Here is a 22,176-nt window from a genome sequence, read left to right as displayed (position 1 = left end):
TTTAAACCCAATGATGTACTTGTTTTCTAAACATATTCTGCGCATTAAATTTTCTGTATAAAATGAAATAAATTGCATTTCCGAGAATTAGACCGATACAAAACGGGAGCAATAACAGTAAATAAACGAAGAGTAAATAACTCAATGCCTCGATAAAACTAGATAGAGCACCATCTAAACATAAAACTAACAATAAAAAACTTAGCATCATGATAAAGATCAAAGTCATAGATTTTATAATCTGTGTTGTTTCGATAATTTTTTGAGGTGCTTTAAATACTTTAAAAATAACTGTGTAACTAAGAAACCCGACCAGCAATAAAAATGGGGTTAAATACAATACGACTTCCATGCCTCGACTTGAAGTTCGTTCAGAAGCTGAAATAAATAAATCGCCCTGATAAAAATATAGAAAAAGACAAAATGGCACAATTAAACTGAGAACAGCGCCCAAACTCGCAAAAGCTGAGGCGACAAAGACATACCAAGACCGCATGATTTTCTCCTGCTTCGATCTTGGTGTTAGTTTCTAAAATTAAAATGTAAAGTGTTTGATTAGGATGTGAAGTTTAGGTGAAGAATCATCACGATTCGAACTTTATGATCGGACATTTCCCATAAAACTGACTGCCGCAAATAGCCAAATAAACAATACAAAACTGCGTCCCTGATTAAAATGATTCAAATCTGTACCATGTAGAATGTTATGCCGTGTCATACTTACCGTTGAACTACTATCCATCTTATAAGCAGCCAACTCTAAAAAATAATGATTCAATTCATTGGCAATTTTAGCTTTATGCCACAAACTTTTAATCTCATGACCTTTTAACCCAGGAACGATTTTATAGACATCAATAAACTTGGTGTCCTGTTGTTTTAAATAACCATTTTGAACTAAAACAGCTGTTAACAAACCTTCCAATTGGGCATAAAGCAATGGAATACATCCCGCATACAACTCTAATTGATAGAGTTTAAAGCTTTGTTCTAACACAGCTTGGTATTGTGACTTCTGCTCACCCAGCGCTAATTGATCAAAAGCTTTAAACATCTCGGACTGAAAAAACGCACAGTTGATCACATCTAAAAGATTAAACTGAGCAATATCCTCAGCTTCATGTATCAATTGCCAAAAATGTAATAGATTGAGAGCATCATTGGCAATTTTAGCCCCTACAGGCTGATCCAATTGATTGGCTAGAACTTCAAAATAAGGCTCTTCTTGAGCAAACCCATTGAGTGTTTCAATAAGATACTGATGTTCATCTTCAGAAATATCTTCAAAATAGCGTTCAGCTTGTTTCAGAATATTTTTTTCAATCAGATTTTTACTATTTTGATTTTGTGGAATACGAGTTACAGGCTGGTCATCATCAAAATATTCATCATCAATCATAGATTTATTACTCTTGGGAAATACACGAATACGTCATTCTATAATAATGAATTGGCAGATATAAGAATATGCATAAAAATCTACATTTGAAAAGAATTCACCTATTCTGTTGTGCATCTTCATAGCAATTACGCTAAAATCAATGCCCTTGCATTAACTTTGAGAAAGAGAGTTATATCCGTGCGAAATATTTTAGTCACTAACGCCCTTCCATACGCAAATGGTCCTATTCATATGGGTCACCTACTCGGCTACATCCAAGCAGATATCTGGGTTCGTGCCATGCGTGCAATGGGTCATGAAGTGACTTATGTCTGCGCGGATGATGCACACGGTACAGCAATCATGCTCCGTGCAGAAGCAAATGGGATTAGCCCAGAAGCACAAATTGCCAATGTGCAAAAAGAGCATATCCGTGATTTTGATGGCTTTGGCGTACATTTCGATCACTATGATTCAACCAATAGCGATGAAAATAAAGCACGCTCTGAGGAAATCTATATTAAAAACCGTGAGGCAGGCAATATTGCGATTCGTCCTGTTACTCAGTTGTTTGATCCTGAAAAAAGCATGTTCTTGTCAGACCGTTTCATTAAAGGGACTTGTCCAAAATGTAAATCAGAAGATCAGTATGGCGACTCTTGCGAAGTGTGTGGTACGACCTATAATGCGACAGAGCTATTAAATCCACGCTCAACATTAAGTGGTGCGACACCTGTTGAAAAATCATCAGATCATTATTTCTTTAAACTCCCAAATTTTGCCGAATACTTGCAAAAATGGACGCGTGACGAAGGTCGTTTACCTGTTTCGATCGCCAATAAGTTAGATGAATGGTTTGAAAATGGTCTAAACGATTGGGATATCTCTCGTGATGCACCTTATTTCGGCTTTGAAATTCCAGATGCACCAAATAAATATTTCTATGTTTGGGTTGATGCCCCGATTGGTTATATGTCAAGTTTTGAAAATTACATCAAAACGAAACGCCCAGAATTAAGCTTTGACGACTACTGGAAAAAAGATTCTAAAAATGAGGTCTATCACTTCATTGGTAAAGACATTGTATATTTCCATGCGTTGTTCTGGCCTGCGATGTTAGAAGGTGCAAATTACCGCACCCCTACAGGTCTATTCGTAAATGGTTTCTTGACTGTAAATGGTCAAAAAATGTCAAAATCGCGTGGCACATTTATTAAAGCTGAAACCTATTTACAGCACTTAAATCCTGAATATTTACGTTATTACTTTGCTTCTAAACTCTCTGATAAAGTTGAAGATTCTGATTTGAATCTTGATGACTTTGTACAAAAAGTAAATTCAGATTTAGTAGGAAAAGTTGTGAATATTGCCAGTCGTTGTGCAAAATTCATTAACAGCAATTTTAATAATAGCTTGTCTACAACATGTGCTGAACCTGAACTGGTTCAAAGTTTCATTGATGCGGGTGATTCGATTGCTCAATCTTATGAAGCGCGTGAGTTTTCAACCGCTATACGTGAAATCATGGCACTTGCTGATCGTGCAAATCAGTATATTGATGAGAAAAAACCATGGGCTTTGGCAAAACAAGAAGGTCAGGAACAACAAGTTCATGATGTCTGTTCTGTTGGGATCAATCTATTCCGCCAATTGGCTGTTTACTTGGCACCAGTACTTCCAACTTTGGCAAAACAAGTTCAAGACTTCTTAAAACTTGAAAGTTTTGATTTTACTTCAGGAAAAACGGTTTTAGTTGCGCATGAAATTGCTCAATTCCAACCATTGATGCAACGTGTTGATCCCAAAGCAGTTGCTGCAATGGTTGATGCATCAAAAGAATCTTTAGCTGCTGCAACACCAGCGAAAGCAGAAAAGAAAACTGAAAAAACCAAAGAGAAAAAGCCTGAAGCCAAAGTGGGTGAAGCAGAAATCATTACGATTGATGACTTTATCAAAGTCGACTTGCGTGTTGCTGAAGTCTTAGAAGCTACAACAGTAGAAGGTTCTGATAAGCTGCTTCAATTGACTCTAAATGTCGGTGAAGCTGAACCACGTAATGTATTCAGTGGGATCCGTGAGTTCTACAAACCTGAAGACTTAACTGGCAAATTGGTGGTTATGGTTGCAAACCTTGCGCCGCGTAAAATGCGTTTTGGTATTTCAAATGGTATGGTGCTTGCTGCTGGAAATGGTGATGGTGTTTGGGTGATTTCACCTGAATCTGGTGCGAAACCAGGTGATAAAGTTTCTTAATTATTGATTATCTCATCCTAGACGATCATAAATCACTAAAAGGCTTCTTCGGAAGTCTTTTTTTATGCTAATGTTTTACTACACTATCATTATAAAAATGAAAAAAAGGGGCTAGCCTCAATATGGATATGTCAAAAAATAACAAAAGAAAAATATCTGCATTTATCCTCTGTGGTCCATTCATCGGTACATTTATTATCGCAATCACATTTCACAGCGAAATTATTTTTTATAATCCAATGCGGTTTTTAAAAGGACTCATTACACCATCTATTATATTTCCAATGATCGCTGCATTCATCTTGATTACTCCATTTGGTTATCTCCTAGGGTGCATTCCAGCCATCATTACCAATCTCTTATTTAAACACTTTTTTGCAAGTAAATTAGTGTTAGCCTCTTGGCGTTATAGTTTTATCTATGGGTGTCTTTTAAGCTTTATGCTAGCCCCTTTTATTCTTATCATTGCTATAGTCACGCCGTCCCCTTTATTCACTTTTCTTTACCTCCAGTTTGTCCTTATACTACCAACAACGCTGATTTGTACTTTTATTGAATGGAAAAGAGCCAGAAATCGTCAGGATATAAATGAATGACCTCACATAGCTGATTCGATCATTGTGCATATTAATAAAAAATTCGCTTACAAAAAAGTAGATTTTTTTTCATATATAAAAAGCGCAGTGCTGAACGAATCCATGTTAAAAAATAATTCGTTAAATTAATTTTGATCAAATCCAATGAAAAAAACCGCCCTATCATTATCAGTACTTTTATTCGGCTTATTCCCTCTTACATCACAAGCAGAAGTCACTAAAACATTACCGATCATTGAACAACAAGCACAAGTAGCAGGATTTTACCAACATCAGCTGGGCAATACACAAATTACCGCCTTGCTAGATGGCACCAACTTTATGTCTCCCACACTATTTAAAGATATTTCACAGGATAAGGTTCAAGAAATTTTAAAGAAATATCATGCAGATCAAGCCAAAGGTGTACAAACATCGGTGAATGCATTTTTAGTTAACACAGGTAAATCACTGGTTTTGGTGGATAGTGGTACTGCAGATTGTTTCGGTGCGCATCTAGGCTCTGTATTAAAAAATCTCAAAGCTTCAGGTCATCAACCTGAACAAATCAATACGATTTTACTGACACATTTACATCCTGATCATTCTTGTGGTGTCAGTAAAAATGGCATAGCAAACTACCCAAATGCCACCATCTATGTCTCTGAAGATGAAGAAAATTATTGGTTGAATCCGAAACAGGCTGAAAAAATAGCACAAGATAAACGTGCCAATTACTTAGCAACTGTAGAAAAGATCAAAGCCGCCCTTGCACCCTATCAAGCTAAAAAGCAGTTTAAAACATTTAAACTGGGTGACAACATCAATGGATTTGAAGTGATCAACACAGCAGGTCATACCCCGGGACATTTTAGTTACAAACTAAAAACAACGGGTGAAGATATTGTTTTTATTGGGGATATTGTCCACTCTCATACAGTACAATTCGATAAACCAGAAACAGCAATAGAATATGATATTGACCCGAAAACAGCTGTTCAAACCCGATTAAAGCAGTTTGCAGATTATGCCAAAAATGGACAGACCATTGCAGCGCCACATTTGCCATTCCCGGGCATTGGACATATTTACTCAGCAGATGGGAAGAGCTATCAATGGATTCCTGTTCATTTTAAAGATTAATAATTTTACTGTTTAAGTAGAATCTTTTTAATGGTCTTTAAAAGCTCCTGCTAAGGCTAGAGCTTTTATTTTGCTTCTTAATTTCTTATCTTTTTCTTTCATCTGGGCATAAAAAAACACCCCGTTCTCGCTAGAGATCGGGGTGCTTTAGATTTAAAAGCTGGCGATGACTTACTCTCACATGGGTAACCCCACACTACCATCAGCGCTAAGAGGTTTCACTTCTGAGTTCGGGAAGGGATCAGGTGGTTCACTCTTGCTATTGTCGCCAGCAAACTGTTATGGACTTGTTCGGGTCTTATTTAAATGCCTTACTTCGTACCAAATGAGTTTAACAGAACATTTGAGTTGGGTATTGTAACTAGCTTTACAACTAAATCAAGTATGTTTGATCTTTTATGAATCAAATGATGCTTCGTATACAACTGCTTGGGTGTTGTATAGTCAAGCCTCACGAGCAATTAGTATTGGTCAGCTTCATGCGTCACCGCACTTCCACATCCAACCTATCAACGTCGTAGTCTTCAACGGCTCTTTAGAGGACATAAAGTCCTAGGGAAATCTTATCTTGAGGTAGGCTTCCCGCTTAGATGCTTTCAGCGGTTATCCCTTCCGAACATAGCTACCCGGCGATGCGACTGGCGTCACAACCGGTACACCAGAGGTTCGTCCACTCTGGTCCTCTCGTACTAGGAGCAGATCCTCTCAAATTTCCAACGCCCACGGTAGATAGGGACCGAACTGTCTCACGACGTTCTAAACCCAGCTCGCGTACCTCTTTAAATGGCGAACAGCCATACCCTTGGGACCTGCTTCAGCCCCAGGATGAGATGAGCCGACATCGAGGTGCCAAACACCGCCGTCGATATGAACTCTTGGGCGGTATCAGCCTGTTATCCCCAGAGTACCTTTTATCCGTTGAGCGATGGCCCTTCCATACAGAACCACCGGATCACTAAGACCTACTTTCGTACCTGCTCGACTTGTGGGTCTCGCAGTTAAGCGCGCTTTTGCCTTTATACTCTACGCGTGATTTCCGACCACGCTGAGCGCACCTTCGTACTCCTCCGTTACTCTTTAGGAGGAGACCGCCCCAGTCAAACTACCCACCAGACATGGTCCTCGTCCCGGATAACGGGACAGAGTTAGAACCTCAATATTACCAGGGTGGTATTTCAAGGATGGCTCCATAGCAACTGGCGTCACTACTTCAAAGCCTCCCACCTATCCTACACAAGTAAGATCAAAGTTCAATGTCAAGCTGCAGTAAAGGTTCACGGGGTCTTTCCGTCTAGCCGCGGGTACACCGCATCTTCACGGCGATTTCGATTTCACTGAGCCTCTGCTGGAGACAGCGCCCCCATCATTATGCCATTCGTGCAGGTCGGAACTTACCCGACAAGGAATTTCGCTACCTTAGGACCGTTATAGTTACGGCCGCCGTTTACTGGGGCTTCGATCAAGAGCTTCGCTTACGCTAACCCCATCAATTAACCTTCCAGCACCGGGCAGGCATCACACCCTATACGTCCACTTTCGTGTTTGCAGAGTGCTATGTTTTTAATAAACAGTTGCAGGGGCCTGGTTTCTGTGGCTGCCAATAGCTCAAGGAGCAAGTCCTATCACCGTCAGCAGCGTACCTTCTCCCGAAGTTACGGTACCATTTTGCCTAGTTCCTTCAGCAGAGTTCTCTCAAGCGCTTTGGTCTACTCGACCTGACCACCTGTGTCGGTTTAGGGTACGATTCCTGTGTAACTGAAGCTTAGAGACTTTTCCTGGAAGCATAGTATCAGCCACTTCGCTAGTAAACTAGCTTGCTATCAGCTCTCAGCATAGAGCACCCCGGATTTGCCTAAGATGCATGCCTACTGCCTTTCACCTGGACAACCAACGCCAGGCTGACTTAACTTTCTCCGTCCTCTCATCGCATTACACAGAAGTATTGGAATATTAACCAATTTCCCATCGACTACGCCTCTCGGCCTCGCCTTAGGGGTCGACTCACCCAGCCCCGATTAACGTTGGACTGGAACCCTTGGTCTTTCAGCGAACGGGTTTTTCACCCGTTTTGTCGTTACTCACGTCAGCATTCGCACTTCTGATACCTCCAGCATACTTCTCAATACACCTTCATCGGCTTACAGAACGCTCCCCTACCACGTATACATAGTATACATCCGCAGCTTCGGCATATAGTTTTAGCCCCGTTACATCTTCCGCGCAGGCCGACTCGACTAGTGAGCTATTACGCTTTCTTTAAAGGGTGGCTGCTTCTAAGCCAACCTCCTAGCTGTCTATGCCTTCCCACATCGTTTCCCACTTAACTATAATTTGGGGGCCTTAGCTGGCGGTCTGGATTGTTTTCCTCTTGACTACGGACGTTAGCACCCGCAGTCTGTCTCCCGGATAGTACTCATAGGTATTCGGAGTTTGCATCGGTTTGGTAAGTCGGGATGACCCCCTAGCCGAAACAGTGCTCTACCCCCTATGGTATTCGTCCGAGGCGCTACCTAAATAGCTTTCGGGGAGAACCAGCTATCACCGAGTTTGATTAGCCTTTCACCCCTATCCACAAGTCATCCCCTGGCTTTTCAACGACAGTGGGTTCGGTCCTCCAGTTAGTGTTACCCAACCTTCAACCTGCTCATGGATAGATCACCCGGTTTCGGGTCTATACCCAGCAACTAAACGCCCTATTAAGACTCGATTTCTCTACGGCTCCCCTATACGGTTAACCTTGCTACTGAATATAAGTCGCTGACCCATTATACAAAAGGTACGCAGTCACCAAACAAGTTGGCTCCCACTGCTTGTATGCATGCGGTTTCAGGATCTATTTCACTCCCCTCACAGGGGTTCTTTTCGCCTTTCCCTCACGGTACTGGTTCACTATCGGTCAGTCAGGAGTATTTAGCCTTGGAGGATGGTCCCCCCATATTCAGACAAGGTTTCACGTGCCTCGCCCTACTCGTCATCATTATATGTGCCCTTTCGTGTACGGGACTATCACCCTCTACGGTAGCACTTCCCAGAGCTTTCCGCTAAAACACATATAACTTAATGGGCTGATCCCCGTTCGCTCGCCGCTACTGAGGGAATCTCAATTGATTTCTTTTCCTAAGGGTACTGAGATGTTTCACTTCCCCTCGTTCGCCTCGCATGACTATGTATTCATCATGCGATACCTACCTTATGGTAAGTGGGTTTCCCCATTCAGAAATCTCCGGATCACAGGATATTTGCCGCCTCCCCGAAGCTTATCGCAGGCTATTACGTCTTTCATCGCCTCTGACTGCCAAGGCATCCACCACATGCACTTAATTACTTGACTATACAACCCCAAACAGTCGTTAATCCCTACAAGGAGGATCAACAATGTGAACTTAATCACTTCTATTTGTTGCCTGTGAATTTAATCACTATACAGCTTCAATTTAATTCATATACCAAAACGCTTGATTCAGTTTTATCGCTAGTGCTCATTTCATTCAACATTAACAATTGCTTGCTAACATCAACTAAAACGAGTTTAAACAATTATTTCAACTCAAATATATTCTGTTAATGATTCACTACCGCCTCGTCAGCGAGTAGTTAACTGTGATAAATCACAGAACTTAATAAGCTATCTGCTTACTAAGTTCTGTAATCACTTAGTCTTTAATTAGTGGTGGAGACTAACGGAGTCGAACCGTTGACCTCCTGCGTGCAAAGCAGGCGCTCTACCAACTAAGCTAAGTCCCCAGCTTAAGATCTTAATATATCTGCTCTTCTGTGTTCAGTAGACTTGGTGGGTCTGACAAGACTTGAACTTGTGACCCCACGCTTATCAAGCGTGTGCTCTAACCAACTGAGCTACAGACCCTCAGATACATCAATGAAGAACAACTTGTTGTGGATTCTTACCAATCGTCAATCTTTCGTTAAGGAGGTGATCCAGCCGCAGGTTCCCCTACGGCTACCTTGTTACGACTTCACCCCAGTCATCGGCCACACCGTGGTAAGCGTCCTCCTTACGGTTAGACTACCTACTTCTGGTGCAACAAACTCCCATGGTGTGACGGGCGGTGTGTACAAGGCCCGGGAACGTATTCACCGCGGCATTCTGATCCGCGATTACTAGCGATTCCGACTTCATGGAGTCGAGTTGCAGACTCCAATCCGGACTACGATCGGCTTTTTGAGATTAGCATCCTATCGCTAGGTAGCAACCCTTTGTACCGACCATTGTAGCACGTGTGTAGCCCTGGTCGTAAGGGCCATGATGACTTGACGTCGTCCCCGCCTTCCTCCAGTTTGTCACTGGCAGTATCCTTAAAGTTCCCACCCGAAGTGCTGGCAAATAAGGAAAAGGGTTGCGCTCGTTGCGGGACTTAACCCAACATCTCACGACACGAGCTGACGACAGCCATGCAGCACCTGTATGTAAGTTCCCGAAGGCACCAATCCATCTCTGGAAAGTTCTTACTATGTCAAGACCAGGTAAGGTTCTTCGCGTTGCATCGAATTAAACCACATGCTCCACCGCTTGTGCGGGCCCCCGTCAATTCATTTGAGTTTTAGTCTTGCGACCGTACTCCCCAGGCGGTCTACTTATCGCGTTAGCTGCGCCACTAAAGCCTCAAAGGCCCCAACGGCTAGTAGACATCGTTTACGGCATGGACTACCAGGGTATCTAATCCTGTTTGCTCCCCATGCTTTCGTACCTCAGCGTCAGTATTAGGCCAGATGGCTGCCTTCGCCATCGGTATTCCTCCAGATCTCTACGCATTTCACCGCTACACCTGGAATTCTACCATCCTCTCCCATACTCTAGCTTCCCAGTATCGAATGCAATTCCCAAGTTAAGCTCGGGGATTTCACATCCGACTTAAAAAGCCGCCTACGCACGCTTTACGCCCAGTAAATCCGATTAACGCTCGCACCCTCTGTATTACCGCGGCTGCTGGCACAGAGTTAGCCGGTGCTTATTCTGCGAGTAACGTCCACTCATCTTGGGTATTAACCAAGAGAGCCTCCTCCTCGCTTAAAGTGCTTTACAACCATAAGGCCTTCTTCACACACGCGGCATGGCTGGATCAGGGTTCCCCCCATTGTCCAATATTCCCCACTGCTGCCTCCCGTAGGAGTCTGGGCCGTGTCTCAGTCCCAGTGTGGCGGATCATCCTCTCAGACCCGCTACAGATCGTCGCCTTGGTAGGCCTTTACCCCACCAACTAGCTAATCCGACTTAGGCTCATCTATTAACGCAAGGTCACAAGTGATCCCCTGCTTTCCCCCGTAGGGCGTATGCGGTATTAGCATCCCTTTCGAGATGTTGTCCCCCATTAATAGGCAGATTCCTAAGTATTACTCACCCGTCCGCCGCTAGGTCAGTTACCGAAGCAACCTCCCCCGCTCGACTTGCATGTGTTAAGCCTGCCGCCAGCGTTCAATCTGAGCCATGATCAAACTCTTCAGTTAAAAATCATTAGTGACTTAAGGTCACAATTCTGGCTCATCAATGTACTGACAAATTCTCTCAAATAAACTTCGAGTAATTTAAACCAATCAATCAATGATAATATTTCGATCAATCAATCAGTAAAAATCCACACAAGTTGTTCTTCATATTCTCTTAATGATCTTCTCAATGCTTCGTCAGCATCAAGCTAGGTCGGCTATACTACTCTCTATCTCTAAAAAGTCAATCAATAATGTTAATTATTTTTTCTAACAAACCCAACTTCAACCTCATCTTAAAATCTCAATTCGAAATCTTAACAACTTAATCAAGTGTCTGATTTATCAGAAGTTTTATTTAACATCACCACCGATGGATGTGCATTCTACAGCATTCCCAATCCAACACAACCCCTTTTTTTAAACTTTTTCATCAACTGGACATTTTTTCGACCAAAATAGCAAAAAAAGTCCATTTTTAGCTATTTTTTGCACCATTTTTTCTCATACTAATAAAGCAGAACATGTTTTTATTTAAATTTTAAGCTATTTATATTTGTTTTTTTTCTTTAAACTATTTGAAATAATTTTATCATTTAATAAATTAAGTCGAATATGGCCCGTTTTATAAATAGAAGAAGCTTCTGTTTAGGAATTTTGCTCTTTTGCTGCAACTATTCCTCAGCCAATTCGTCACATAATATTTTCATGATGACATTGTCGATATTAAGTTATGCAAAATGGAACACTCCGAATCCAGAATTATGCGTCGTTGATAATGCATCTTATGCAAACCAATTTTCTGCTTATATCAAATCAAATAAGTCTCCTTTTAATATAAGTGCGATACATTCCGCCGATCTAAAAAATCGTCATTGTGATGCGGTATTTTTTTCCAATACTTCAGCACAAACCGAACAGGCCCTTATTGGGAAATCATTAAATTCATCTATTTTATCGTTTAGCTCAAGTAATTCTGAATGTGAAATTGGCAGCGTTTTTTGCTTATCCACCAACAAAACAGGAAATACTATTTTTAAAGTGAATCTTGATAGTTTAGCTCAGTCTAAAATACATGTTGACCCACGTGTTTTATTGCTGGCAAAGAATTCGGATTAAAATAATGATGAATAAATTTTTTAAATCGAGTTCTCTACAAACATTGTTTCGTAAATCTCAATTTACGACCTTTGCAATCACTTTATTTATTAGTACGTCTACTTTTGTCACGATTTCAGTATTTACCGTTGAATCTTATGCGAAACAAAACCTATTATTAATCAGCCGCACCGTGTCTGAACGTGTTCAACCTGCGCTGGTGTTCTCTGATAGAATCGCGATTTCGCAGATTATCAATGAATACACCTTTCAACATTCAGTACGCCTGATTGAGGTTTATGATAATCAAGGTCATAAAGTTGCTGAAAGCCTAAAAAATGTTGAACACTATTCTTATATTCAAAACTTTTTTGATCATATCTTTTTAAAAGATTCCATCAAGTTAAACGTCCAACATCAAGGAAAGCTGGTTGGTCAAGTTGTGCTATATGGAAGTTCCAATGAAATTTTAATGTTTATTTTTAAAATTTTTACCGGCTTAGCGTTTGGCATGCTCTTTATGGTTTTTGCTGTATGGTGGTCAGTAAACTTAACCTATCGCCATATTATGGGTTCTTTTTTACCAATTATACAAATTGCACAACTCTTAAGAAATCAAAAGGCGTATAACTTAAGGTTTCCAAAAAGTGATGTAAAAGAATTTCAAGACTTAAACAGTGTGTTCAACCAACTCTTAGATGAAATTCAATCTTGGCATACCCATCTTCAAAATGAGAATAGTGAACTTTCTTATCAAGTTCAACATGATCATTTAACCGAATTACCTAATCGTAATTATTTTTATCAAGTGTTATGTAATTTATATGAAGACACCAATCAACGTGAAAATTTAGCTTTATTATTTATTGATAATAATAATTTTAAAGCTATTAATGATCAATATGGACATTTGGTCGGTGATGAAGTTTTAAAAGAAATGGCTTCTCGATTAAGACGCCATATTCGCCAAGATGATTTTGTCGCGCGTCTTGCAGGGGATGAGTTTGCAATTATTTTACGTTCCATTTCTAAAATTGAACACCTCATCTCTATTGCGGAAAATCTGATTAAATGTTGTGACGATCCTTTAATCTATAAAGGACAATCGATTTCTTTTAGCTTTAGTATCGGTATTGCTATCTCTAGCCAGGCCTCAAGCCCAGAAGACTTAATTTCTCAAGCAGATCAAGCCATGTACAAAGCAAAATCTTTACAGCATCATTGGTTTATTTACCATTCATAATATTAGGGGGTTTTTATGACTTTAAAAAACGTACAACTTTCTATTCTTGCAATACTCTGCCTAGCACTTACAGGTTGTATGAATCTAGGTGGGTTGAGCTATAAACAAGCTCGTGTACTTAAGAAAGAAGGTTTTGTATTAACGGATGAAGGCTGGAGTCTAGGTCTACCAGAACGTTTATTGTTTGGTTTTAATGAATCGAATATTAATACCGAGCGCCAAACTGAATTGGTTCGTTTAGCCACGCAATTAAATAAATATCATCTCGATAAGCTTAAAATTGTAGGTCATACCGATAATATCGGAAATCCTGAATACAATTTAAAATTATCCAAAGAACGTGCTCAAAATGTTTCAAATATATTCATTGAGCAAAAATTTAATCCACAAAATATCCAAGTGATAGGAAAAGGGGCTGACCAGCCACTTAAATCAAATGATTCAGAAGAGAATAAAGCTGAAAACCGTCGTGTTGCGGTGATTATTATTCCTTGATAATCTTCTCTTTATTAAAAAAAAGATCTCTACGGAGATCTTTTTTTAGATCTATAGAATTTGACGCTTCGTTGAAAAACACAAATTTCAGGCATAAAAAAACCGCCTTTAAGCGGATAATTTATATTTAAGCTGATGCTTAAATGGTCGGAGCAGTAGGATTCGAACCTACGACCCCCTGGTCCCAAACCAGGTGCACTACCAGGCTGTGCTATGCTCCGAATTTACAACAAACTTAAGGAATTGGGGTGAATGATGGGGCTCGAACCCACGACAACCGGAATCACAATCCGGGGCTCTACCAACTGAGCTACATCCACCGTCACATTAAGTTTTAGGATCTATAGTATCAAGCAACATATGGTGCGCCTGACAGGATTCGAACCTGTGACCATCCGCTTAGAAGGCGGATGCTCTATCCAACTGAGCTACAGGCGCATGACCAATGATACTAATATCACAGATTAACTTGCCTTGAAGAATTGGTCGGAGCAGTAGGATTCGAACCTACGACCCCCTGGTCCCAAACCAGGTGCACTACCAGGCTGTGCTATGCTCCGTTCATCTCAGCTTTTGTGTATCGCACATCGTGCGGTACGGTGTGCATTCTAGGCGTGACGCCACAAGACGTCAACACCTATCTTGAAAAAAAGTTAAAAAAACACGTCAAATGTATATTAATCAAACATTTCAGATGTTTTTTATACAATTTCTATCGTTTTAATTGAGCACTAAAGTTCAACATACGATCTAAAGGTAATTTAGCACGTTCAGCCAAAGCAGCATCTACGAATATTTCTTGATCGGCCTTTTGCAAAACTGCCAAAATACCATCTAATTCATTCATTGCCATCCACGGGCAATGCGCACAAGAACGACAAGTTGCACCCTCACCTGCTGTAGGTGCTTCAATCAAGGTCTTATGCGGTACAGCTTGTTGCATTTTATAGAAAATACCACGGTCTGTAGCCACAATTAGAGTGTCTTGTGGCAATGTTTGAGCTGCTTTGATCAGTTGTGAGGTACTTCCCACCGCATCCGCAATATCAATCACGGATTCTGGTGACTCAGGATGTACCAATACAGCTGCATTCGGATACAGCGCTTTCATCTTTTCAATACCACGGGCACGAAACTCTTCATGCACGATACAAGCACCATCCCAAAGCAACATATCAGCACCGGTTTTCTTTTGAATATAACGGCCTAAATGTTGATCTGGTGCCCAAATAATTTTCTCGCCCAAACTGTCTAAATGTTCAATGATCTCTACGGCACAACTTGAAGTCACTACCCAATCTGCACGTGCTTTAACTGCTGCTGAGGTATTGGCATAGACCACAACAGTATGCTCAGGATGCGCATCACAAAATGCGGTAAATTCATCTACAGGACAACCGAGATCAAGCGAACAGGTTGCTTCCAAAGTTGGCATAAGTACTGTTTTTTCAGGAGAAAGAATTTTTGAGGTTTCTCCCATAAATTTAACCCCAGCGACCACCAGAGTAGATGCCTCATGATCACGTCCAAAACGTGCCATTTCTAAAGAATCAGAAACACAACCACCTGTCGCTTCCGCAAGTTCTTGTACATCTGGATCACAATAATAATGTGCCACCAAAACAGCATTGTTCTTTTGCAACTCAGCTTTAATTTGCGCAAACTTCTGCTGTTTTACCGCTGGACTCAGACTATTGTCCTTAGGTTCACCTAAACGATCTAAATGCGCTTGCACAACCGATTTTGCTTCGTTGGCAATTAAATTATTCGCATCATTCATAAGAGGTCTTCTCTTCCCTTGTCGCTGGCATCATGCTAGCGTTTATACACTTGTGAATTGATTGTACGGTTTAGCGCACATAAATTCACCACGAAAAATGTTTTGTTATAAAAAAGCCTCACGAATGAGGCTCCTTAAAAAATCAGCAATTAAGAACGATAGTCCGCATTAATTTTCACATAATCATATGATAGGTCACAGGTATAGACCGTATCTTTGGCCTGCCCTCGACCAAGATTTACATGAATGGTCATTTCTGTCTGTGACATTACACGCGCACCAGCTTCTTCGGTATAGTCTTCAGCAGCACCACCATCTTTACAAATTTGCACGTCGTCTAACCAGACTTGAATTTTTTCAACATCCAAATCTTTCACGCCAGCATAACCAATCGCAGCAAGGATACGCCCCCAGTTTGGATCAGACGCAAAAATTGCCGTTTTGACCAATGGTGAATGGGCAATGCTATAAGCAATATCACAACATTCTTGTGTGTCGTTTCCACCGTCAACCATGATAGTAATGAATTTGGTTGCCCCTTCTCCATCACGAATAATCAGTTGTGCCAAACGCTTCATCACACGCGATAAAACATCCAAGACCACCGTATAGCGTGCATCATCTTCACTGCTAATTTCTACACCACCAGCCATGCCTGTTGCAGCAAAGATGCATGAATCATTGGTAGAAGTATCACCATCCACAGTAATTCGGTTAAATGATTGGTCTGCGCTAATTTTTAACATTTTTTGCACAAGATTTCGTGCAATTGGCGCATCGGTTGCAACAAAACTCAGCATGGTCGCCATATTTGGGCGAATCATGCCTGCACCTTTAGAAATCCCAGTCATTGTATACGTTATACCATCAAGCTCGAACTGTTCTGAGGCACCTTTTGGTGTGGTATCTGTGGTCATGATCCCAGTCGCAGCGTCCGGCCATGAAGCGTCATTCAAACTATTTAGTGCAGGCTGTAAACCTTGCGTTAAACGCTCAATCGGCAGCTGTTCGCCAATGACCCCTGTAGAGAATGGCAATACCTCAAATTCTTCTACCTGCGCTAACTCAGCAAGCTTTAAACAGGTCAATTGTGCATTTTGCATGCCCAATTTGCCTGTACCCGCATTGGCATTCCCGGTATTGATGACCAAATAGCGTGGATTGGCTTGTGCTAAATGTGCTTTGGACACATGAACGGGCGCTGCACAAAATGCATTTTGGGTAAATACCCCCGCAACATTGGTATCTTGTGCAAATTCAAAAATAACTAAATCTCGTCGATTTGGATAACGGACATACGCCTCAGCAGAGCCAATTTTTACACCTTGTACCACATGCATATGCGGCATAGACACGTCACCAACAGCCATTTTCAAATGTCCATATGAATTAGAATGAAAACACAGCTTATTAGAATTCTCTATAAAAATCGAGCTTATTAAAATGCTTATTTATTTTTACTATAAGAAAAGCTTATTCATTTGAATATAAAATAAAAAAGCCAGTAAATATACTGGCTTTCATCACATCATTAATACCTTACTGTTGAACAGCAGTCGTGGTATCCGCAGCCAATAATGCTTGCTTTACTTTTTCTTGACTAGATACTGACAACGCTGGATTTGAAGCAACAACGCGATTAACCGTAGCAGGTGTTACTGCTGCAATCGCCGCAGTTTTTAAAATAATTGGGCGTCCGCCTGTATTCCCTAAAGTATAACGAATACCAGTACGTGGACTGATTACAGTCGTGGTTTCATTTTTTACTTCTGCTTGGGCTGTCACTGCGCCTGTAGCAGCTTGTACTTTTTCCACTGTCGTCGTTTGTGGTGCCGTATCTGCAAATGCCAATGCTGGAACTGCTAAAGTTGCAACAAATAAAGGTTTTAATAATTTTTTCATTATCTTCCCAAAGATCTTTTCCAATTGAGCAACTTAATACCACTTAATCACATTTCCTGCAATAAAAATTAACGCATGGTAATAACTTGTAAAAAAAGCAGAACAATTGTTCTGCTTTTTTGTAACACTTTCAGGGTCTATTCACTCAATTAGATTTTGCCGTGACATTGTTTGTATTTCAAACCTGAACCACAAGGACAAGGTGCATTACGGCTTTCTGGAGCTACAACCTCATCACTATGAGTGAATTGTGCATCAACAATCTCATTACTTACCGTACCGCTTAAGCCATCCACTTCATCATGTGCGAAGTTAAGACGCATAGATTCAGCTTGAGCCTGTTGTTGAGCTTCCATTTCAGCAAGCTCTTCAGGTGTTGGGATATGCACACGAGAAATATCAGTAACCACGTCTGACTTAATCACACCCAACATATTGACGAATAAATTGAAGGCTTCCTTCTTATATTCTTGTTCAGGGTTCTTTTGTGCATAACCACGTAAGTGAATCCCTTGACGCAAATAATCCATCGCAGCCAAATGGTCTTTCCAATGACGATCTAAAGAACCCAGCATGAAGTGACGTTCAAGTGTCGCAGCAGTATCATCGCCCATTTGTTCACGACGATTACGGTAACGCGTGACAATCTCATCAGAAATACGTTCAACCAAGGCTTCTTCATCAAGACGACGATCTTCTTCCAACCATTGATTTACAGGAAGATTAATGCCTAAGTCTTCATTCAATGCATTTTCAAGCCCTTGAATATCCCATTGATCATGGATTGATTCAGGTGGAATATAGGTTTCGATTAAGCCTTTTACGACTTCACGATGCATTTCTTCAATATAATCTTGAAGTGAGCTTTCTTCTAAAATTTCATCACGTTGAGAGTAAATAATTTTACGTTGTTCGTTATTTACATCATCGTATTTCAACAAGTTTTTACGAATGTCAAAGTTACGTGCTTCAACTTTGCGTTGTGCATTTTCAATAGAACGCGACACCATTTTATGTTCAATGGCTTCATTCTCTTGTAGTCCCATCGCACGCATCATTGCAACAACACGATCACCTGCGAAGATACGCATCAAATCATCTTCTAATGACAAGAAGAAACGTGAAACACCTGGGTCACCTTGACGACCAGAACGACCACGCAACTGGTTATCAATACGACGTGATTCATGACGTTCAGAACCGATGATGTGTAAACCACCTGAACTCAACACCATTTCATTGTTTTGTTCCCATTCTGCTTTAAGACGAGCTTCATCTTCCGCAGTATGGTTTTCAATTTTGGCAAGTTTTGCTTTCCAGTTACCACCAAGCAAAATATCGGTACCACGACCTGCCATATTGGTTGCAATGGTCACTGCACGTGGTGAACCCGCTTGGGCAATAATGTCTGCTTCACGCTCATGTTGTTTAGCGTTCAAGACTTCATGGGTAATACCCGCATCTCGTAACTTATCAGATAAAATTTCTGAAGCCTCAATGGTTGCAGTACCAATCAAGATAGGCGCAACACCTGCTTCATGAATTTTCTGAATTTCTTCAATAATTGCGTTGTATTTACCATTACGGTTTAAATAAATTAAATCGTTTTGGTCATTACGAATCATCGGACGATGGGTTGGAATAAGCACAACATCCAAACCATAAATTTCTTTCATTTCCGCAGCTTCAGTATCAGCAGTACCTGTCATACCTGAAAGCTTTTTGTATAAACGGAAATAGTTCTGGAATGTGGTTGTTGCTAAAGTTTGGTTTTCAGGTTGAACTTCGAGTGCTTCTTTGGCTTCAACAGCTTGGTGCAAACCTTCAGACCAACGACGACCTGGCATAGTACGACCAGTATTCTCATCGACAATGATTACTTCACCATCATGTACAATGTAGTGAACATTACGTTGATACAGGAAATGTGCACGAATTGCAGCAGACACGTGATGAACGAGGTTTAGATTTGATGGTGAATATAAGCTTTCGCCTTCAGCCAATAAACCCATTTTAATCAATTCATCTTCAACAGTTTCATAACCGACTTCAGTCATTTCAACTTGACGTTGCTTTTCATCAATCCAGAAATGACCGCCATCTGCGACTTTTTCTTCTTTTTGAGCATGCAACTTTGGTGGAATACTATTGATTGCAACATAAAGCTGTGATGAGTCATCACTTTGACCAGAAATGATCAACGGTGTACGTGCTTCATCGATCAAGATCGAATCGACCTCATCGATAATCGCATAAATCAAACCACGTTGCTTTTTCTCTGCCATAGAGAAAACCATGTTATCGCGCAGATAATCGAAACCAAATTCATTATTGGTACCGTAAGTAATATCTGAACGATATGCCTCAGCTTTCTCTATTGGTGATTGCATCGAATAGATTACACCAACGCTTAAGCCCAAGAACTCATAAAGCGGACGGTTTAATTCAGCATCACGTTGTGCCAAGTAATCGTTGACCGTGATGACATGAACACCTTGCTCACTAATTGCATTTAAATATACAGCCAAAGTACCCATCAGGGTTTTACCTTCACCTGTACGCATTTCTGCAATTTTTCCTTCATGCAAAGTAATACCACCAATGAGCTGCACATCATAATGACGCATACCCATGACACGTTTTGCTGCTTCACGACACACCGCAAACGCTTCTGGCATTAATTTATCTAGGCTTTCACCTTTCTTATATCTTTGTTTGAATTCTTCAGTTTTTGCAGATAAGTCTGCATCGCTGAGTGCAGATGTCGTCGGCTCGAGCGCATTGATCTTATCGACAATTTTACGCATACGTTTTAGTTCGCGCTCGTTTTTAGTACCGAAGATTCCTCCGATCAGACTTGCCAACATATAAACTCTCTAAATCTTTGTGAAATAAATTTTTCTCAGACGATATTATGGTGGTAGAAATTTGAAGTACAAGGGTTTTGCACAAATCCAATCAAAAAAATCTGACGATTAGTTCTAGCACGTATCAGCTAAGGCGCATTAATGTAGCAAATTTAACCGATATTTGCAGTGAGGTAGAGATCAATTATATGTTTTTTTTCATATGCTTCTTTTATTAATATCTATTTTCTTCATAAAGAAATACAAAAACACTATTTTTAATTATAAAAAAACTGGGTAATAGTAGTTTGGACGAGCCAAATAACAAACAACATTTTTAAATATTGAGGTTTCAAAATGACTTTACGATTAGGTGACATTGCACCAGATTTCACTCAGGAATCTAGTGAAGGTCCAATTAAGTTTTATGATTACTTGGGCGACAGTTGGGGTGTTTTATTCTCACACCCTGCTGATTATACGCCAGTATGTACCACTGAGCTGGGCTATACCGCAAAACTAAAAGATGAGTTTGAACAGCGTGGGGTAAAAGCCATTGCCCTTTCAGTCGATGATGTTGAATCACATAAAGGTTGGATCAACGACATCAATGAAACGCAAAATACTACTGTAAACTTCCCAATCATTGCAGACAAAGATCGTAAGGTGTCAACGCTGTATGATTTCATTCATCCAAATGCCAGTGAAACGCTCACCGTACGTTCTTTAATTATTATTGATCCCAATAAGAAAGTTCGCTTAATCATTACTTACCCTGCATCAACTGGACGTAATTTTAAAGAAATTCTACGTGTGCTTGATTCATTACAACTGACTGACAATTATAAAGTTGCCACACCTGCAAACTGGCAAGATGGTGAAGATGTTGTCATCGTCCCGTCGATCAAAGATGAAGCGGAGCTTAAAGAACGCTTCCCAAAAGGTTATACGGCGGTTAAGCCTTATCTTCGTCTTACCCCACAACCCAATAAATAATATGCAATATTGATTTTTTAGATCGGACTTGGGTCTGTTGACATTTCATAAATGGCTTGCGTTGTAGGTTAAAATTGAGCAGACAAGGTATGAAACGAGGAGAATAGCGAGACTATTTTTGAGTTTCATAACACAGACTGAGATAATTTTAGCCACAACCCTTCGGGACTAGAGTGGTTTTTGCCGCTACATCGTTACGAACTATTCATTTAGAATGACTAAATTTCATATTTCGTGCCTTGTATCATCTAAAAACCACTCGAAGTCGCAAACATAGACGAATTATCAACAGACCCTAACTAACTTCAAAAGATCACATCCAAACTTGATGTGGTCTTTTTTAATATATCCACTGATTGCAATGAAACTCTTTTCCCCCTTCAAAATACACCAAACAGCAAATACTAAAATAAAAGCAAAATCATTTAAAAAAAAGGCACCGAAGTGCCTTTTATGATCAAAGATCAGCGAACAAATGTTATGCAGGAATACGTAAAACTTGTCCTGGGAAAATATCATCCGCATTTTTTAACAATGGGCGGTTCGCTTCAAAAATTTTATTATATTGGTTGGCATCACCATAAAATTCTTTTGAAATTTTAGACAAATTATCGCCTGATTTAACCGTATAGAACTTACTTTCAGGCTCAGGTGTGGCAACTGTCATTTGATCATCAACTTGCGCCACATGGTCAATATTCCCCACAGCAAGAATGATTTTCTCTTTATCTGCCTGAGTTTGTACCTGACCGTGAATCGTGGCCAAATCAGAAGTACCATTATAACTTACCGAAAGCCCTGTTACTGGCAAGCCTAACGCTTTAATGTGCCCCAACAACTTATTGGCAATTTCTTGTGCAGACGGTTCTGCTGGCGTTGCTGGTGCCGCTTGTGGCTCAGCTGGTGCAGTATTTTTCTTGCCAATTCCTTTAATAAAATCAAAAAGACCCATATGTCGTACTCCATATCATTATTGAAAATTGTTTTACTGTGAATGTATTACTGTGAACTGTTATACAAAT

The 22,176-nt window shown here is 40.5% G+C and carries 14 protein-coding genes, 6 tRNA genes and 3 rRNA genes; 7 read left to right on the top strand and 16 right to left on the bottom strand.

All coding sequences use genetic code 11. The annotated features are described in order from the left end of the window. Position 1 precedes the first annotated feature (1 nt). Together FHR28_RS02615 and FHR28_RS02610 are read right to left on the bottom strand one after the other, a co-directional pair. The gene (locus FHR28_RS02615) at positions 2-496 is read right to left on the bottom strand and encodes a hypothetical protein (protein WP_166781871.1); all 495 of its coding nucleotides are present in this window, start codon (positions 494-496) and stop codon (positions 2-4) included. A gap of 102 nt (positions 497-598) precedes the next feature. After that, positions 599-1,399, bottom strand: a complete 801-nt coding sequence (locus tag FHR28_RS02610; protein ID WP_166781870.1) for a hypothetical protein — start codon at positions 1,397-1,399, stop codon at positions 599-601. Positions 1,400-1,579: 180 nt separating this feature from the next. Here FHR28_RS02610 and metG point away from each other — a divergent pair, with 180 nt between their 5' ends. The 3 genes from metG (at position 1,580) to FHR28_RS02595 (ending at position 5,352) form a co-directional block, all read left to right on the top strand. Beyond that, on the top strand, positions 1,580-3,634 hold the full coding sequence (gene metG, locus FHR28_RS02605) for a methionine--tRNA ligase (RefSeq protein WP_166781869.1): 2,055 nt from the start codon (positions 1,580-1,582) through the stop codon (positions 3,632-3,634). A 122-nt stretch (positions 3,635-3,756) separates the two neighbouring features. Further along, on the top strand, positions 3,757-4,230 hold the full coding sequence (locus FHR28_RS02600; RefSeq protein WP_166781868.1) for a hypothetical protein: 474 nt from the start codon (positions 3,757-3,759) through the stop codon (positions 4,228-4,230). Between the two features lie 144 nt (positions 4,231-4,374). Further along, positions 4,375-5,352, top strand: coding sequence for an MBL fold metallo-hydrolase (locus FHR28_RS02595; RefSeq protein WP_166781867.1), 978 nt, complete (start codon positions 4,375-4,377; stop codon positions 5,350-5,352). 158 nt (positions 5,353-5,510) lie between these two features. Here FHR28_RS02595 and rrf read toward each other — a convergent pair. The 5 genes from rrf to FHR28_RS02570 form a co-directional block, all read right to left on the bottom strand. Further along, a 5S ribosomal RNA gene (gene rrf, locus FHR28_RS02590) occupies positions 5,511-5,625 on the bottom strand. Between the two features lie 167 nt (positions 5,626-5,792). Further along, a 23S ribosomal RNA gene (locus FHR28_RS02585) occupies positions 5,793-8,683 on the bottom strand. Positions 8,684-9,020: 337 nt separating this feature from the next. After that, positions 9,021-9,096, bottom strand: a tRNA-Ala gene (locus tag FHR28_RS02580). A gap of 44 nt (positions 9,097-9,140) precedes the next feature. Further along, positions 9,141-9,217 (bottom strand) — tRNA-Ile (locus FHR28_RS02575). Between the two features lie 59 nt (positions 9,218-9,276). Further along, positions 9,277-10,815 (bottom strand): 16S ribosomal RNA (locus tag FHR28_RS02570). Together the 16S, 23S and 5S rRNA genes with 2 tRNA genes alongside form the textbook arrangement of a ribosomal RNA operon. Before the next feature lie 690 nt (positions 10,816-11,505). Here FHR28_RS02570 and FHR28_RS02565 point away from each other — a divergent pair. Genes FHR28_RS02565 through FHR28_RS02555 form a run of 3 tightly spaced genes read left to right on the top strand, consistent with a single transcriptional unit; the run spans position 11,506 to position 13,630 of the window. Then, positions 11,506-11,913, top strand: a complete 408-nt coding sequence (locus FHR28_RS02565) for a YfiR family protein (protein ID WP_227504303.1) — start codon at positions 11,506-11,508, stop codon at positions 11,911-11,913. A 4-nt stretch (positions 11,914-11,917) separates the two neighbouring features. Next, positions 11,918-13,135, top strand: a complete 1,218-nt coding sequence (locus FHR28_RS02560; RefSeq protein ID WP_004723846.1) for a sensor domain-containing diguanylate cyclase — start codon at positions 11,918-11,920, stop codon at positions 13,133-13,135. A gap of 15 nt (positions 13,136-13,150) precedes the next feature. Further along, positions 13,151-13,630, top strand: a complete 480-nt coding sequence (locus FHR28_RS02555) for an OmpA family protein (RefSeq protein ID WP_004723848.1) — start codon at positions 13,151-13,153, stop codon at positions 13,628-13,630. A 144-nt stretch (positions 13,631-13,774) separates the two neighbouring features. Here the strand turns inward: FHR28_RS02555 and FHR28_RS02550 are convergent. From FHR28_RS02550 to secA, 8 genes are all read right to left on the bottom strand, one after another. Continuing rightward, positions 13,775-13,851, bottom strand: a tRNA-Pro gene (locus tag FHR28_RS02550). 23 nt (positions 13,852-13,874) lie between these two features. Next, a tRNA-His gene (locus tag FHR28_RS02545) sits at positions 13,875-13,950 on the bottom strand. A gap of 41 nt (positions 13,951-13,991) precedes the next feature. Further along, a tRNA-Arg gene (locus FHR28_RS02540) sits at positions 13,992-14,068 on the bottom strand. 45 nt (positions 14,069-14,113) lie between these two features. After that, positions 14,114-14,190 (bottom strand) — tRNA-Pro (locus FHR28_RS02535). A gap of 152 nt (positions 14,191-14,342) precedes the next feature. Further along, on the bottom strand, positions 14,343-15,410 hold the full coding sequence (gene nadA, locus FHR28_RS02530; protein WP_004817734.1) for a quinolinate synthase NadA: 1,068 nt from the start codon (positions 15,408-15,410) through the stop codon (positions 14,343-14,345). Positions 15,411-15,559: 149 nt separating this feature from the next. Further along, positions 15,560-16,780, bottom strand: a complete 1,221-nt coding sequence (argJ, locus tag FHR28_RS02525; RefSeq protein ID WP_166781866.1) for a bifunctional glutamate N-acetyltransferase/amino-acid acetyltransferase ArgJ — start codon at positions 16,778-16,780, stop codon at positions 15,560-15,562. Between the two features lie 169 nt (positions 16,781-16,949). Next, entirely contained in the window at positions 16,950-17,312 is a 363-nt protein-coding gene (locus tag FHR28_RS02520; RefSeq protein ID WP_004817737.1) for a hypothetical protein, read from the bottom strand. 149 nt (positions 17,313-17,461) lie between these two features. Next, positions 17,462-20,179 carry a preprotein translocase subunit SecA gene (gene secA / locus FHR28_RS02515; RefSeq protein ID WP_004723952.1) on the bottom strand — a complete coding sequence of 906 codons (2,718 nt, stop codon included), beginning with the start codon at positions 20,177-20,179 and terminating at the stop codon, positions 17,462-17,464. 336 nt (positions 20,180-20,515) lie between these two features. Here secA and FHR28_RS02510 point away from each other — a divergent pair, with 336 nt between their 5' ends. Next, positions 20,516-21,154: a peroxiredoxin gene (locus FHR28_RS02510; RefSeq protein WP_166781865.1), complete on the top strand. Its 639-nt coding sequence runs from the start codon at positions 20,516-20,518 to the stop codon at positions 21,152-21,154. Between the two features lie 478 nt (positions 21,155-21,632). On the opposite strand, the gene lysM is transcribed toward FHR28_RS02510, so the two are convergent. Beyond that, positions 21,633-22,106 carry a peptidoglycan-binding protein LysM gene (gene lysM, locus FHR28_RS02505; RefSeq protein WP_004723955.1) on the bottom strand — a complete coding sequence of 158 codons (474 nt, stop codon included), beginning with the start codon at positions 22,104-22,106 and terminating at the stop codon, positions 21,633-21,635. Positions 22,107-22,176 lie beyond the last annotated feature (70 nt).

It is taken from the genome of Acinetobacter sp. BIGb0196 (assembly GCF_011759595.1).
Classification (GTDB): Bacteria; Pseudomonadota; Gammaproteobacteria; order Pseudomonadales; family Moraxellaceae; genus Acinetobacter; species Acinetobacter guillouiae.
This window is presented reverse-complemented; position numbering and strand designations above follow the sequence as displayed.

Excerpts from the sequence above, each read along its gene's own strand:
- FHR28_RS02615 (WP_166781871.1), bottom strand. The coding sequence starts at position 496 with ATGCGGTCTTGGTATGTCTTTGTCGCCTCAGCTTTTGCGAGTTTGGGC.
- FHR28_RS02610 (WP_166781870.1), bottom strand. The coding sequence starts at position 1,399 with ATGATTGATGATGAATATTTTGATGATGACCAGCCTGTAACTCGTATT.
- FHR28_RS02600 (WP_166781868.1), top strand. The coding sequence starts at position 3,757 with ATGGATATGTCAAAAAATAACAAAAGAAAAATATCTGCATTTATCCTC.
- FHR28_RS02595 (WP_166781867.1), top strand. The coding sequence starts at position 4,375 with ATGAAAAAAACCGCCCTATCATTATCAGTACTTTTATTCGGCTTATTC.
- FHR28_RS02565 (WP_227504303.1), top strand. The coding sequence starts at position 11,506 with ATGACATTGTCGATATTAAGTTATGCAAAATGGAACACTCCGAATCCA.
- FHR28_RS02560 (WP_004723846.1), top strand. The coding sequence starts at position 11,918 with ATGATGAATAAATTTTTTAAATCGAGTTCTCTACAAACATTGTTTCGT.
- FHR28_RS02555 (WP_004723848.1), top strand. The coding sequence starts at position 13,151 with ATGACTTTAAAAAACGTACAACTTTCTATTCTTGCAATACTCTGCCTA.
- nadA (WP_004817734.1), bottom strand. The coding sequence starts at position 15,410 with ATGAATGATGCGAATAATTTAATTGCCAACGAAGCAAAATCGGTTGTG.
- argJ (WP_166781866.1), bottom strand. The coding sequence starts at position 16,780 with ATGGCTGTTGGTGACGTGTCTATGCCGCATATGCATGTGGTACAAGGT.
- FHR28_RS02520 (WP_004817737.1), bottom strand. The coding sequence starts at position 17,312 with ATGAAAAAATTATTAAAACCTTTATTTGTTGCAACTTTAGCAGTTCCA.
- secA (WP_004723952.1), bottom strand. The coding sequence starts at position 20,179 with ATGTTGGCAAGTCTGATCGGAGGAATCTTCGGTACTAAAAACGAGCGC.
- FHR28_RS02510 (WP_166781865.1), top strand. The coding sequence starts at position 20,516 with ATGACTTTACGATTAGGTGACATTGCACCAGATTTCACTCAGGAATCT.
- lysM (WP_004723955.1), bottom strand. The coding sequence starts at position 22,106 with ATGGGTCTTTTTGATTTTATTAAAGGAATTGGCAAGAAAAATACTGCA.